The 16004-nt window shown below is 53.6% G+C and carries 9 protein-coding genes; 8 read left to right on the forward strand and 1 reads right to left on the reverse strand.

Annotated elements, in window-relative coordinates; genetic code table 11:
• Positions 1-87: 87 nt before the first annotated feature.
• The 8 genes from AC0YNZ_RS21650 (at position 88) to AC0YNZ_RS21685 (ending at position 13979) form a co-directional block, all read left to right on the forward strand.
• Complete coding sequence (locus AC0YNZ_RS21650; protein WP_475828624.1) at positions 88-945, forward strand: ABC transporter permease; 858 nt, start codon at positions 88-90, stop codon at positions 943-945.
• Positions 946-962: 17 nt separating this feature from the next.
• Positions 963-1847 (forward strand): carbohydrate ABC transporter permease, encoded by an 885-nt coding sequence (locus tag AC0YNZ_RS21655; RefSeq protein WP_475828580.1) that lies wholly within the window; start codon positions 963-965, stop codon positions 1845-1847.
• 18 nt (positions 1848-1865) lie between these two features.
• Complete coding sequence (locus AC0YNZ_RS21660) at positions 1866-4316, forward strand: glycoside hydrolase family 38 N-terminal domain-containing protein (protein WP_475828581.1); 2451 nt, start codon at positions 1866-1868, stop codon at positions 4314-4316.
• Positions 4313-6616, forward strand: coding sequence for a glycoside hydrolase family 3 N-terminal domain-containing protein (locus tag AC0YNZ_RS21665; protein WP_475828582.1), 2304 nt, complete (start codon positions 4313-4315; stop codon positions 6614-6616). The genes AC0YNZ_RS21660 and AC0YNZ_RS21665 overlap by 4 nt, the downstream gene beginning before the upstream one ends.
• Before the next feature lie 26 nt (positions 6617-6642).
• Positions 6643-7962, forward strand: a complete 1320-nt coding sequence (locus AC0YNZ_RS21670; RefSeq protein WP_475828583.1) for a glycoside hydrolase family 125 protein — start codon at positions 6643-6645, stop codon at positions 7960-7962.
• A gap of 75 nt (positions 7963-8037) precedes the next feature.
• The gene (locus AC0YNZ_RS21675) at positions 8038-9819 is read left to right on the forward strand and encodes a class I mannose-6-phosphate isomerase (protein ID WP_475828584.1); all 1782 of its coding nucleotides are present in this window, start codon (positions 8038-8040) and stop codon (positions 9817-9819) included.
• A 19-nt stretch (positions 9820-9838) separates the two neighbouring features.
• Complete coding sequence (locus tag AC0YNZ_RS21680) at positions 9839-10726, forward strand: ROK family protein (RefSeq protein WP_475828625.1); 888 nt, start codon at positions 9839-9841, stop codon at positions 10724-10726.
• Between the two features lie 142 nt (positions 10727-10868).
• Positions 10869-13979, forward strand: coding sequence for a beta-galactosidase (locus AC0YNZ_RS21685; protein ID WP_475828585.1), 3111 nt, complete (start codon positions 10869-10871; stop codon positions 13977-13979).
• Between the two features lie 283 nt (positions 13980-14262).
• Here AC0YNZ_RS21685 and AC0YNZ_RS21690 read toward each other — a convergent pair whose 3' ends face one another.
• On the reverse strand, positions 14263-15831 hold the full coding sequence (locus AC0YNZ_RS21690) for a GMC oxidoreductase (RefSeq protein WP_475828586.1): 1569 nt from the start codon (positions 15829-15831) through the stop codon (positions 14263-14265).
• Between the last annotated feature and the right edge of the window lie 173 nt (positions 15832-16004).

Below are 16004 nucleotides of genomic sequence, written 5' to 3' on the forward strand. Positions count from 1 at the left end.
TTTTATACAGACAGATCGAGATTCGAAAATAAGGAAGTGGGTATATTGCACATAAATAAAGGACTTAAGCAGCTTCCGTTGCACTTGATGCTAATACCGGGCACCGTCATCGTACTGATCTATTGCTACTTTCCTATGGTAGGGGTATTAATGGCGTTCCAAAAGTATGTTCCGTCAAAAGGCTTGTTTGATTCCAAATGGGTGGACTTGAAAAACTTCGAATATTTATTTCAAATGCCCGATTTCGGTCAGGTGCTTTGGAATACGGTATTTATCGCCGTTCTCAAGATGGTGTTCGGGCTTCTTGTGCCTATTACGATCGCGATTTTGCTGAACGAGGTTGGCAAAGTGTATGTGAAGAGATGGGTTCAAACGCTGATTTACCTGCCTCACTTTTTGTCATGGGTCATTCTGGGCGGCGTCCTCATCGATATATTGTCTCCATCTAACGGACTGCTAAATCAGTTTTTAGGTATGTTTTCGATTAAACCTGTTTTTTTTCTCTGCGATAACGAATGGTTTCCGGTCACCCTCATCGTTTCGGATATTTGGAAGGAATTCGGCTTCAGCACGATCGTTTATTTAGCGGCGCTGACGACGATTAATCCCAGCTTGTACGAAGCGGCCGTCATTGATGGGGCTGGCAGATGGAAGCAGACCTGGCATATTACCCTCCCCGGGATGATGCCGGTCATCGTTCTGATGGCGACATTAAGCTTGGGAAATGTGTTAAATGCGGGGTTTGATCAAGTATTTAATTTATATAGTCCGCTGGTGTACGAGAGCGGAGATATTCTGGATACGCTAATTTACCGGATCGGGTTAATGGATATGCAGTACGGGGTAGCGACTGCGCTTGGTTTGTTTAAATCACTCATTTCCTTTGCGCTTGTTTCGATCTCGTATTGGCTGGCTTACAAAATCGCGGATTACCGCATCTTTTAGGAAAGGAGAGAACCGGTTTGGTAGAAGGAAAATCAATTGGGCGCAGCTTGTTTCGTATCCTCAATTACGTCTTTCTTATTGGGCTCGCCTTAACTTGCCTGATTCCACTTATTCATATTTTGGCGGTATCCCTAAGCTCCAATGTAGCGGCAAGCGCCGGGATCGTGAAGCTATGGCCCAGGGAGCTGACCTTCAAGTCCTATGAGTTCGTAATGTCCAAGGGCGAGTTTCTGGCTTCGTTATGGATCACAGTGAAGCGGGTTGTGCTCGGTACAAGCGTCAGCATGATTCTGACCATTCTAACTGCTTATCCGCTGTCCAAAAACGGCAGGGAGCTCAAATTCAGAACGGGCTACGCGTGGTTCTTCGTCTTTACGATCTTGTTCAGCGGGGGATTGATTCCTTGGTACATGACGGTTCGCGCGACCGGGCTGCTGGATTCCGTATGGGCATTAGTTATTCCCGGAGCCGTTCCTGTATTTAATGTCATTCTATTATTAAATTTTTTCAGAGGGCTGCCCAAAGAGCTCGAGGAGGCGGCGTTTGTCGACGGCGCGGCTTATTGGACGACGCTATGGCGCGTCTATGTGCCGCTGTCTATGCCTTCCATCGCTACGATTATGCTGTTCACGATCGTCGGGCATTGGAATTCCTGGTTTGACGGCCTTGTACTTATGAACTCGCAGCATAACTATCCGCTGTCGAGCTACCTGCAAACCGTCATCGTTCAAGCGAGCTTGACCAACATGTCCGCGGAGCAGCTGGCGAACCTGGCCTCCGTGTCGGACCGAACCGTAAAAGCCGCGCAAATTTTCGTAGGCGCGCTGCCGATTCTCGCTTTTTATCCATTCCTTCAGAAGTATTTCGTGAAAGGTATGGTACTGGGCGGGGTTAAAGAATAATTAAAGGAGAGATTACTAATGGAAACTGGAACGAAGCCTTGGACGATTTACGCAATTCATCACTCTCATACCGATGTGGGCTATACGGAGCGGCAAGAGAAGATTAAGCAATATCACGTCGACTTTATCCGGCAGACGCTCTATATTTTACGTGAAATTCATGCCGGCCGCCGTCCGGAATGGAAGGGCTTCAAGTGGGTTTGTGAAACGTTTTGGCCGATTGAGGCGTTTCTCGATAAGGCGTCGGAGCAGGAAAAGTCGGAGTTCGCGGAAGCGGTAAAGCGCGGAGATATCGGTCTGTCGGGCACCTACCTCAATATGAGCGAGCTGATCGGCAAAGATCTGCTTGAAGCGATGATCGGCCGCGTCCGCGTTTACGGGGAGTCGATTGAAATGCCGGTGAAATCCGCCATGACAGCCGATATTACAGGCTTTAGCTGGGGGTATGGCGAGGTGCTGCTGAATGCGGGCATTCAAAACATGATCACCTGCATCCATACCCATCATTCGATGTATCCCCTTTGGAAGAAGCAGCAGCCGTTCTGGTGGGAGATGCCAAATGGCGAAAGGCTCCTGACCTGGAACGGGGAGCATTACGTCTTCGGCAACGATTTGGGACTTATTCCCGGTATCGGGGGTTCTTATACGATCAAGGATGAATTCGATACGAGCAAGGGCATTACTTTCGAAATCGCGGAAGCGCGCATTCCGAGGTATTTGGAGAGGCTGCGGGCGGACGGGTATCCGTTCCCGTTCGCGCCCGTTATGATGTCCGGCCTGCCGACGGACAACAGCTCGCCCAATGTACAGCTTATGGATTTCGTTAACCGGTGGAACGGCAAACATGGCGAAGAAATTAGAATCGTGCCGTGTACGTTGGATGAATTTTTTGACGCGGTACGCGGTCATGCTGAGCAGCATCCCGATGATATTCCGGTATACCGGGGCGATTGGCCGGACTGGTGGACGGACGGCGTAGGTTCGACGCCGAAGCATGTGCAAGTATTTCGGGAGGCGCAGCGCGTCTATCAGAAAGTGAAGCAGCTCGATCCAAACGGAGAGATCGTAACTCCCGAGGAGATGAAAGCAATGGAATACGAGCTGACGCTGTTCGCCGAGCATACTTGGGGCTATCATTCCTCCGTGACGGAGCCATGGAATCCGTTCGTGCAGGAATTGGGCATCCGCAAAGAGGCATTCGCCGCCAATGCAAGCACGCTCGCGCATCGAGCATTGTACGACATCTTGGAGCATAGAGGGGACGCGCTTCTTGCCCCGGACCGGCCGATGCGGTTCAAGCTGCATAATCCTCATCCTTTCGCGCAGGAAGACGTTGCCCATCTTATTATGGAAGGTTGGCACTACGACCTGATCAAGGACGGCTTCGAAGCCCGCGACGAAGGAAGCGGAGAGGCGTACGCGGCTCAGCTAAGAGTGGCGCCGAGGGGCGTCATCGTCAGCGTGCCGGTGACGCTGCAGGCAGGAGAAGAGAAAACCCTGATGATCCATCCCGTCCGGAAGGGCCAAGTAAAGACAGCTTACCGTGAGGATTACGTAGGGTCGGACAGGATGATGGATATTGACGTATCGCATGCGGAGAAGGCCTTCCGCTTCACCTCGACTTATTTGGAAACGCCGTTTGTCCGGATGGAATGGGCGAAAGGCGAAGGGATTACGTCCTGGATCGACAAGCGTACCGGGATGGAAATGCTGCGATCAGACCGCAATCATAATGCCTTCTCGCCGGTATATGACATGACCCGCGCCTCAAGCGTTACGGATATGTACGAAGTGCGCCGCAAGATGGGCCGCAACCGCAAAGGAGCGGATGCTGTCGTCTCGACCGGAGTAATGACCCGTGCGGAAGTGATTGCGCAGGGAGATGTGTACGGCACGGTTCAACTGACGTTCGAGGTGGCGGGATGTTCTCATTATTCTCTGCTCGTTACGGCATATACGGACCAGCCGCGCGTGGATGTGGCCGTACGGATGCATAAGGACAGCGTATGGGATCCGGAGAATCTTTATATTTCCTTGCCGTTTGGCGGTCCGATCATGGACGGCGAGCAGCAGCTGTGGATGGATAAGATGGACGCACTAGCCCGTCCTCGCAAGGATCAGCTGCCGGGCAGCCTGGCCGATTATTATTGCATCGGGGAAGGCGTCGCTTACGTGGGAAGCCAAGGCGGGCTGGCGATCGCTATGCCGGATACGCCGCTTATTCAACTGGGCGCGCTTGAACACGGGTTCCGCTTACTGAACGGAGACGATAAGCTGAAGCATGATCCGGGCCATCTCTATTCCTGGGCAATGAACAATTATTGGGAAACGAATTTTACGGCGACGCTGGGCGGCTTCTATGAATTCCGGTATTTTGTCGCATGGGGCGAAGCGCTGGATAAGCCGGAATCGGCGATGACAGCATGCCGTAGCATGAATGCCGGCATCTTGGCATGGAGATCGAAATGATGAAGTATTTGGACGCTTCTATCGCGACGGAAGAGAGAGTTCATGATTTGCTGGGACGCATGACACTCGAAGAAAAGATCGGGCAGCTCATTCAGCCCTTTGGCTGGCAGGCTTACGAGCGAACGGAAGACGGCGTCGCGCTGACGGAAACCTTTCGTTCCTATATAGAGCGCGGGGGCGTCGGCTCGCTCTACGGCGTCCTGCGGGCCGATCCTTGGACCGGGGTAACGCTGGATTCGGGATTGTCTCCCCGCGAAGGGGCGGAAGTCATTAACCTGATTCAGAAATACGCGATTGAGCATACGAGGCTTGGCATTCCAATTCTGTTCGGGGAGGAATGCTCCCACGGGCATATGGCCATCGGCGCAACGGTATTCCCTGTGCCGCTTGCGATGGGCAGCAGCTGGAATGCGCCGCTGTTTCGGGAAGTGTGCCGCGCGATTGCGGCGGAGACGCGGGCCCAAGGGGGCACGGTTACCTATTCTCCCGTCCTCGACGTTGTCCGCGATCCTAGATGGGGACGGACGGAAGAGACATTCGGCGAGGACCCGCATCTCATCGGCGAGATGGCGGTAGCGGCAGTCGAAGGTTTGCAAGGGGAGTCTATCGCTTCCGAAGATGCCATTGTCGCCACGCTTAAGCATTTCGCCGGTTACGGCGGTTCCGAAGGCGGCCGCAATGCCGCTCCCGCCCGAATCGGAGAGAGGGAGCTTCTGGAGAAAGACTTGTTGCCCTTCGAGAAGGCGGTGCAAGCGGGGGCGCTGTCGATCATGACGGCCTACAACGAAATTGACGGCGTGCCTTGCACGTCGAATCATGAGCTGCTTACCCGGACTTTGAGAGAGCAATGGGGATTCGACGGCTTCGTCATTACGGATTGCGGCGCAATCAGCATGCTTTGCGGCGGCCATCAAGTGGTGGAGAGCGAAGAGGATGCGGCAGTCGCGGCATTGCTGGCGGGCGTCGATATGGAGATGTCGGGAGACAGCTTCGGCAAACATCTTCTGCATGCCGTAAGGAATAAAAAGGTTGCGATAGACGATATTGACCAGGCGGTGAGCCGCATCCTTCGCCTGAAATTCGAGCTGGGCTTGTTCGAGCGCCCGTACGCCGATCCTGACCGCGCTTCGGAGATCATCGGCCAAGAGAGCCACGTTAAGCTGGCGAGACAGATGGCGCAAGAAAGCATGATTTTGCTCAAAAATCGCGATCAAGTCCTGCCGCTGTCGCCCGCGTTGGGCAAAATCGCGGTCATCGGACCTAACGCAAACAACATTTATAACCAATTGGGCGATTATACGTCGCCGCAGCAGCGCGGCGGAATCGTGACGGTACTGGACGGCATTCAGCGTAAATGCGCCGGCCAAAGCGATGTCTTGTATGCGCCGGGCAGCCGCATCAAAGATCCGTCGACGGAAGGTTTCGAGTCTGCGGTCCAAATCGCGCAGGTCTCGGATGCGATTATCGCCGTGGTAGGGGGTTCCAGCGCAAGGGATTTCGGTGAAGGCACGATAGATCTGAAGACGGGAGCCGCGATTATAACGGATCAGTCGAGCTTAAGCGACATGGATTGCGGAGAAGGCTTTGACAGAGCGGAGCTGGGATTGTCCGGCGTGCAATTGGATTTGCTGAAGGAGCTTCATAAGACCGGCAAACCGCTTATCGTCGTCTATATTAACGGACGGCCTATCGTAGAACCATGGATCGACGAACATGCCGATGCGATTCTGGAGGCCTGGTATCCCGGACAGGAAGGCGGTAACGCGATCGCGGACATTCTCTTCGGTGACTGCAACCCGTCTGGCAGGCTTACGATATCCATTCCCAAGCATCCCGGACAGCTTCCGGTTTATTACAATACGAAGCGGACCAGAGGCAAGCGGTATGTGGAGACGGACTTGCAGCCGAGATATCCGTTCGGCTACGGCCTCAGCTACACGTCATTCCGGTATGACGATATCACGCTGAGCAAACCTAACATGCGGCCGGACGAGAGCTGCACCGTAAGCGTCAGCATCACGAATACCGGCGGCATGGCGGGACAGGAAGTCGTGCAGCTGTACGTGACGGATGTCGTCAGCTCCGCAACGAGGCCTGCTTTGGAATTGAAGGGTTTCCATAAAATTCAATTAGAGCCCGGTGAATCGACGACCGTCCGGTTTACGGTCGCGAAGGAACAATTGCAGTACGTTGGAATGGATTTGCGCCGAATCGTCGAACCTGGACGGTTCCGCATCCAAGTCGGCGGCCACGCGGAGTCGCTCCTTGGCGCCGACCTGCACGTACTGCCCCCTGAATAAGTTTGGAGAGAGGATGAAACCGCAGTATGAAAGCTCATCGTTTACCGCAAATCGATATGCCCGAACTAAGGCTGCCGTCCTCCATCGTAAAGGCGATGGAGGACGCGGAGAAGCGGCTCGCCCATCGGCCGAAGCTTAGCCGATTGTTCCGGAACTGCTTCCCCAATACGCTGGAGACGACAACAAAGCTGATGGAGGACGGGACTACCTTCGTGCTAACGGGCGACATTCCCGCCATGTGGCTGCGGGATTCCGTGGAGCAAGTGATACATTACGTGCCGTTCGCTAAGGAAGACGCCGAGCTGCAGCGCATTCTGGAGGGCGTCATTAAACGCCATATGTTCTATATCGGCATTGATCCGTATGCCAACGCTTTTAACGAAACGGCCAATGACTGGCATTGGAACTCTGCGGACGAAACGGAAAGCTCGCCGTGGGTGTGGGAGCGCAAATTCGAGCTCGACTCCATGTGCTTCTCCTTCCGTCTTGCCTATCATTATTGGAAGGAAACGGGCCGGACGGGCATTTTCGATGAACATTTCAAAGCTTCTTTGCTGGCGATGCTGAACGTTTGGCAGATCGAGCAGCAGCATGCCGAGCTCTCGACGTACCGGTTCCAGCGCCATAACGGAATCATGATAGATACGCTGCGGAGGCAAGGGCGCGGCATGCCGGTTAACGAAACCGGCATGATCTGGTCGGGCTTCCGTCCTAGCGACGATGCTTGCGATTTCCATTTCAATATTCCGTCGAATATGTTCGCCGCCGTAACGCTCCGCGACATGGGAGAAATCGTCCGTTACGTGTACCGGGACGAGAAGCTTGCGGCCCGTATGGCCGCAATGGAAGAAGAAATCCGGCATGCCATTGAATTGTACGGCATCGTGGAGCATCCGAAGTATGGACGCATGTATGCCTTCGAGACGGATGGCTTCGGCAATCACGTCCTGATGGACGATGCCGGCACGCCAAGCCTGATGTCGGCGCCGTATATCGGCTTCGCGGATGCAAGCGACCCTGTCTATTTAAACACGCGCGCTTTTATCTTAAGCAAAGACAACCCTTATTATTACAAAGGCGAGAGCCTTAGCGGCATCGGCAGTCCTCATACGCCGCCGGACTTCGTGTGGCATCTCGCTTATTCCATGCAAGGTTTGACCGCCGCGGACCCGGATGAAATCAGGGAAATGATCGATATCATGGAGGCGACGGACGCCGACACCGGCTTTATGCATGAAGGCTTCCACAAAGATGATCCCGCGAACTTCACGAGAGATTGGTTCGCCTGGTCAAACAGCCAGTTTGCCCATTTGGTGTGGAAGGCTTTGCAGCATGGCATTATATAGAACCATAGCGGCCACCTGATAGGGTGGCCCTTTTCATCAAACGTTTGACGGCGATTATTGAAGGAGGAATGATCCATGTTTAATAAATATCCTATAAATCCAGTCCGGCAACCGTTCTCGGAACACCCCATTTCCAAAGGTTACGAAGCCTTGACAGAGCAAATATTGGCAAGCTTGGACGAGAAGGCGGACTCTCCCGCCCTAATTATCGTAGACGGTACGCACGGCGCGGACTTTCAGTCCTTCATTCGGCATGCCGCTTCCACGATCGAGAAGCAAGGATGGATCCTGAACGTTCAAAGTACGGCAGGCTACTTGGAATCCGGCGAGACGCTGCGCGAGCAGTTCGACCGCAATATTACGGCAAATAGAGCGTTCGGCTACGTGACGGAAGCGGGGATCGAAGCCTATTTCGAAGCGAACGCAAGAGCGGCGCTTTCAAGCCGACTGGAAGGGCAAAGCGGGAAGACGGCGGCCATCGTGTTCGGTCCGGGCGCCTATTGGCTTGCGGGAGAGCGAAGCGGCGTTTTCTTCTATTTGGATGTATCCAGGGAATATCAGCAAATCCAGCATAAGAAGCAGCTGCTCAATTACGGGATGTCGTGGAACCGCGATTCCGTTGAAAAATACAAGATCAGTTATTTCGTGGAATGGCCGATACTGGAAAATTACCGCAAACACATTTTCCAAAAAATCGATTTCTACGTGGATATGAATAAGCCGCAAGAGCCTGTATTCTCGACCATCCGCAGCTTGGCGGAGATGATCCGGAGCGTGGCTCAAAGTCCGCTTCGCGTCAAGCCTTTTTTCGCACCCGGGATTTGGGGGGGACAATATTTGAAAGACATGGCCGACCTGCCTAAGGAATGGGTGAACTGCGCATGGGGCTTCGAGCCGATCGCGCCGGAAAATTCCATTCTGATCGGATACGTAGGCGACATGATCGAAGTACCATTCCTGATCGTCATGGCCCTCGAATATAAGTCCATCATAGGCGAACGTCCGGCGTCGCTGTTCGGCGATTATTTCCCGGTTCGCTTCGATTACCTTGATACGATGGACGGGGATAATCTGTCTTGCCAAGTGCATCCGAAACAGGAATACGTGCGCGAGCATTTTAACGAGTTTATGACACAGCAGGAATCCTACTACATTATGGAACGGAAAAAGGATGCCAAGGTTTACCTCGGGTTTACGGAGGGCACGGCGAAAGAGGCGTTCCAAAACGCCGTCTTGCAGGCGCAAGAGACGGGCGTGCCGATGAAGTTTACCGAATACGTCAACGAATTCGACTCGAACAAAGGGGATTTGTTCCTCATTCCGCCGGGAACCGTTCATTGTTCGGGCATCGATAATCTTGTGCTTGAAGTCTCCTCCACGACCTGGTGGTTTACGTTCAAGCTATACGATTATTTGCGCAAGGACCTGGATGGCAAACCGCGTCCCATCAACGCGGATCACGGCTTCCGCAATATCGATTTCCACAAAACGACGTCGTGGGTTAAGAAAAACCTCATCCCCGAGCCGCAACTGCTGCAGAGCCAAGGCGACAATGAGGAGTATTTGCTGGGACAGCGCGAAGATCTGCTGTTTTACGTAAGGCGGATCCATCTGCAGACGGAATGGCGAGACCGGACGGATGGAGAGTTTGTCATGTACAATCTCGTGGAGGGAAAGAGCGTACGCATCGTTTCTCTTGCGGACGAGTCGGTATTCGTCGATTTGAACTACGCGGAATCTTATATCCTGCCTTCCGTATTAGGGGCATACAAAATCGTAAATCTGACGGAAACGCCATGCAAGCTCATTAAAGCGGGCGTATCCCCGGAATGGAACGTGAGTCTCCTTGAGCGCTAATCTTGTATTGGCTCTGGACGTGGGCGGAACCTTTGTCAAAGGATGTGTTGTGGACCGAGGGGAAGTAATGGAGGGTACGATCTCGCAGTATGCCGCTAATGCCAATGCTTCGGAGGAAGCCATAATCGGCGGATTGGCAACAATTCTCGAGGATCTGCTTGACAAATATAAGCGGGGCCCGAATGCTTCCATACCCAATGTCATCTGCATCGGCATGTCTTTTCCCGGGCCTTTCGATTATGAGCACGGCATATGCCGCATTCGCGGGCTCGATAAATTTGAATCGCTTTACGGCGTGAACGTCAAGGAGAGGCTCCTGCAAACGCTGCGGGCAAACGGCTTTGGGGGGAAGGCCGGCTGCTTGGACATTCGGTTCCAAAACGACGGACGATTATTCGGTTTGGGCGCCGGCAAGCGCTATCCGAAAGAGCGAATTCTGGCTATTACGCTCGGGACCGGCATCGGTTCGGCCTTTATCGATTGCAGCACTCTCGTCACCGAAGGCGATCGCGTACCGACGGAGGGCTACCTGTATAGCTTGCCTCATCAAGGCATGGTTGCGGATGAATGCTTCTCGCGGAGAGGCATCCTGAAGCTATTCCGGGATGCCGGCTGTCTGCATGACGGCATGGATGTGAAGGAGCTGGCGGAGCTTGCTCTGCAGGGCGGGAATCGCGAGAGGGAGCTGTTCTTGGCATTCGGGGAAGAGCTGGGGCAATTCCTTTTGCCGTTCCTGACGGACTTTAAGGCCGACCGTCTCATTATCGGAGGCCAGATCGCCAAAAGCATCGATTTGTACGGAGAAGGCCTAATTAAGAAGCTGGCGCCATGCGGTATCCGGGCTGAAGCGCTCGACAATGCGCTGCACCATACGTTTATCGGCGTGTCCTGTATGTTCGACGCATAAGTAATACCGGCCCGTTGCGGGATGTTCCGAAGCGGGCCGGTTTCTTTATCGTCGTCGATAAAACGGTTGGTTGGGAAATGGCCGGCATTTTATATAAAATCATAATAAAAATAACAACTTTATCGTTCAGGAGGAGGTAATTATGAAAACATTGCTTTTTTATGATACATCGTTTCCTTATGAAGGCGCGCGTCCTTCAGAGGAAGCAATCCAGCAGGCATCGGCGTGGGCGGAAATCGCAAATGCGGAGACATTGTCGGATCGATTGGCGGAGGGAAGCTGGGATACGTTAGTTTATCTGCATGGCGCTTTCTTCCCAAAATCCTCATGGAACTCCATAAGAACATTCCTTGCGAATGGAGGCGGGCTTATTTACGCGGGAGGCGTTCCTTTCCGTAAACCGGTTGTTCAGGACGACAGCGGTTGGAGAGTGGAGCGGGAGCAAGTCGCTTATCACCAGCTGATGAACATACACGACGCCCTTCCTGTAGATGTACGCAAGGTTGAGCGATTATCCGCTGCCTCCGAGTTTCCGTTGCTGCAAGGCAGAGAAAGCCTTTTTACGATTGAAGAGACTTGGGGGCTCACGCTTCATCCGTCTAAATCCAGCGACATACCGAGCGAGATGGGCTCCTGCGGCCCGATGGACGCTCATATTTATCCGCTGCTCATGGGTGTCGATCGGGATGGGAGGGAGAGATCGGCTCCGGTAGTATTAATCGAAAATACGAATGGGGATTACGCCGGCGGACGGTGGGTCCTCATTAATCAGTCGCTGCAGTCGTCTTTCTGGAATGATGGTGGCCTTGACTTGCTTAAGGAGCTTGCGCAGTATGTCGGACGCGGCGTAACCGAGCTGTGGCTGAAGCCGAATTACGCGGTTTTCGAGCCGGGGGACCAGCCTCGGTTAACGCTGCAGCTGCAGTCGCTGTCGCGGACATCCGTTCCCGAACAGAACTGGACGTTTTCGCTGTCGGTCGGCAAAGACGGGCAAGAGCCGATCTGGAGCGGTAACGTACAAGCCAAGACGGGATCGGATAAGCGTGATTTGCAGCTGATCCACGTCGCGGTTCCGATTGCCGTGGAGAAAGGCCTGTATCGCATCCGTTGCGAGGTTCGTTCAGACGCAGGAGACGCCCGGCTAATGACGCAAGCTTTCTGGGGGATGGACCGGGAGCTGCTGCTAAGCGGAGAGACGCTGGAGTGCGGACGCGATTATTTCCTTCGCGGCGGCCGGCCCGTCCCGATCGTCGGCATGACGTATATGACTTCCGACGTATCGCGGAAATTTCTCCATCTGCCGAACGTAGACCGCTGGGAGCGGGATATGGCGGAGATGAAGCGCGCCGGAATCAACCTCATCCGAACCGGCATTTGGACGGGATACCGGACGATTATGTTCACAGACGGACATGTCGTAGAAGATGTGATGCGGGCGATCGATGCTTTCGTTCTGACCGCGAAGCGGCATGAGCTCGAAGTAACCTTCACGTTTTTTTCGTTCGCTCCGGAAGCCTGGGGTGGCGTCAATCCGTATTTGGATCCGAGAGCCGTGGAAGCGCAGAAGCGTTTTATCACCTCCATTGTGTCCCGCCACGTCGGTACGACGAACGTCCATTGGGATTTAATCAACGAGCCGTCCCTATTCGACCCTGAGCGTGTATTTGAGGGACCGCGCTCTTTAGCGGACCGTTTCGAACTCAAAGCGTTCGCCGAATGGCTGCGGGAGCGTCACGGGAATGACATCGCGAAGCTTCAGGAGCGTTGGAATATGACGCCGGGCCAGCTTCCGTCCTTCGAAGCGGCAACGCCTCCGGATCCGAATGATACGCACTTCGACAGCGTGCTGCAGCCGAAAAAGTGGGGGCGCTGGATCGATTACGCGTTGTTCACGATGGACATGCATAATCGGTGGGCGTCGGAGCTTACGGAAACGATCCGCCGGTCGAATCCGAAGCAGCTTGTGACGGTCGGGCAAGACGAGGGCTTGGGCGCTCAGCGGCCGTCGCCTTTCTTCTACGCTCCGGTGGTAGATTATACGACCGTGCACAGCTGGTGGCTTAATGATCAATTGGTATGGGACGGCATCTTTGCCAAGACGCTGGATAAGCCCAATCTGATTCAGGAAACGGGAATTATGCATATCCAGCGCCCCGACGGCATCGCGAAACGAACCGAAGAAGAGCTGCGCAACATCTTGGAACGGAAATACGCCTACGCGTTTTCTACCGGCGGCGCAGGAGCCGTGCAATGGATCTGGAACATCAATTATTACATGGACAACGCGAATGAATCGAATATCGGAGCGCTTCGCGCGGACGGCACTCAAAAACCGGAGGCGGATGTATCATACGATTTCGGCCGATTTATGGGTGAGATCGGCAGTCTCTTCGATGGACGCGAGCTCGAGGATGTCGTTGTCGTGTACCCGTATTCCAACGATTTCTCAAGCCGGAAGCACGCTTTCCAGGCCACAACCCAGGCGATTCGAGTGCTTGCCTACGGGATGAACATCCATCCGCGAGGCGTAGGAGAGTACCAACTCGAACAATTGGAGCGCCAGCCGGCCAAGCTCATTATCGTGCCAAGCGCTCATAATTTCAGCGACGAAGCATTCGCGCAGATCATTGAGCTTGCTATGCGTGGCAGCACGGTATTATGGACGGGGCCGCTTCGCAGAGACACCTACTGGGGGCCTGCCGATGAGCGGCTTCAGGCCGAGATCGGCGAGACAGTCCATGGCAACGTGCTGCGCGAAGAAGCGCTGGCGCTGAACGGCAAACTTTACGCCGTTTCGTTCGGAGACCGCAAGATCGGCACGCTTGCCATCGATCGGCCGATTTCCAGCCTGAGCGGCGCTCAAAGTCCGATCACGGTCGAGCTCGGCGCGGGCCGCATGATGTATTGTCCGCTTCCGCTGGAGCTGAATGACCGGTGGGAACCGCTGCAAGCGTTGTACGCCGAAGCGTTCGAAGTATCGGGTGCGGAGCATGAACTGGAATGGCGGAACGGCGGGGATCTTCCAGGCGTGTACGGCCGCAAACTTCCATTCGCGCAAGGAAGTCTCTACATTTTCGTATCCGAGTACAGCAGCGACGCCGAAGTGGAGGTTCACGATCCGCGGACGGGTGCCGAATACGCATTCACCTTGGAAAGGGAGCGGACGGTTATGTTTGCCGCTGATTATAAGGGGCGGTTGATCTCCGTCTACCGTCCGGACCAGGTCAGCGTTCGGGTTGTCGTTAATTCATAGTTATGTTACCTGAGGGGCTGTCTTGCATGTCATTGTGACAAGGACAGCCTCTTCATCGTCTATGCAGCGGTTGCCGAGTTAATTTCCATTTCTCCTGTGACAGGAAATTATGCTCGAATAATAATGTGATGTCAATGGTATTGCCTAAGGCAGTGAAGCGTTGGCCGTGGTGCAAGGTTAAAACGAAAACGGCCTTCCTTCACCGTTCTTACGGAAAGAGAGGCTGTTTTCAATCGAGCGTATTTTTCGAATGCACCGAAATCGGCTGAAGCTGAATGATCTATTACAATTGCCTCGCGATATAATCCGCCGTGCGTATGGCCAAGGCCACGGTCGTAAGCGTCGGGTTAGCGGCTCCAGTTGTCGGCAGCACACTGTTATCCGCGACATAGAGGCCGGGTACGCCATGGATTTGCCCGAACCGGTTCGTTGCGGATGTATTGGGGTCATCGCCCATTCTGCATGTCCCTGCTTCGTGAAGATCCTGTCCCACTTTTACTGTAGGGGTGATCTGCGGCTCCGTTACCGCCCCCATGACAGAAGCGAGAGAATGAACGGAGTCCACCATCTGGGCCCTGACCGCTTCATCTTGTTCACTATGGGAAAAATCGACTTCCAGCACCGGAACGCCATATTCATCCTTCATCTGCGGGTTCAAAAACACTTTGTTTTCAAAGCGAGGCTCGACTTTGCCGAATACGCCGCCGCTAACTTCAAGCTTCACTTCCGGTACCAGCATTTGAACCCTAACGCCGAGAATGTACTGGTAAGGCCGGCTCTCGGTTTGGGGAAGCATAATATAGACCGGCCCGATTTCCGGCAAATCCTCCCGTTCGGGGCTTATGTTGAACTTGAATTCCAAATGGGTATGGTGGGTCAAATAGTGCCCGATCGCCCTTCCTTCAATTCCGGAATTAAGCAGCAGCCGCGCTGATTCGAAAGCGCTGGCAGATACAACGACGTTGCTGGCGGATATAAAGCGGCTTTCTTTATCGGGTGTCATAACCGTAACGCCAGCCGCTCTTCCTTGTTCGGTATGAATTTGTACCGCCCTGGCATTGACGGCCAAATCGAACGGCAGCTGCTTATAGCCTTCCCCCAAAAAAGAAAGGGAACTGAAATGAACGATGGATCCGTATTTGTCAGGCTCGAAGTTAGAAGCCACCGGTCCGACTGTCGCTTCAGGCAATCCGCCCTCCCATAGCTGGGACATAAAAAATTGCGAAAACGGATTCATGTAGGGAGAAAACCTCGAACGCGTCGTGACATTCATGACCTCTTCGGCAATATTGTAATATAAATTCATCTCTTGCAAAGGCACAGGGAACCGGGCCAGCTCTCCGGCGTACATGCGGGGACTGACAAGCGACCAATATAACATTCTCCCCCCGAGTGCATAAACGAGTCTCGTTTGTAGCTCATTCCCGACCGGTACGGATACATTTTGAAAAGATAGCTGTTCGCTTAATATAGGAAGATTATACTCATGGGTTTGCAGCAAAACAGGGCCAGCTTCGACGACGCCGACCTTTTTTCCGCTATCCTTCAATTGGTTGCATAATCGCCAGATGGCTGCCCCTCCTCCCGCCCCCGTTCCGATGACAATCACATCATAATGGGTCTGAGCCATTTGTGAGAGTGGAACTTGCGGGATAAATTGATCGCAGGAAGGAGGCGGCGTATTGACCCTAACCGGGGCGGTCGGATAAGGCAGCTTCACCGGGATGCCTGCAATATTGAGATTTATGCTTGGGATAAACGGATTGAGCGATATCAGCTTCCCGATTTCGATACCGTTTTTTTGTGCGATCGTTCCAAGGGTTTCTCCGTCATCCGCAATATAGATCCTCAATGCCCTCACACCCTTTCAACATAATCGCGATAGGCCCGTCATTCTTTCAACCCTCCGAATATATATATTTCCGTCTTCACCGCTCTATTCCATGCACGGTTGAATCGGAGTTCGCTGCTGGCTTCAGATGACACTTTATCTCACAGTCTAAGACTTTATTTTCTGTGGACAGA

The sequence above is a fragment of the Paenibacillus sp. J2L1-98 genome (assembly GCF_056269405.1).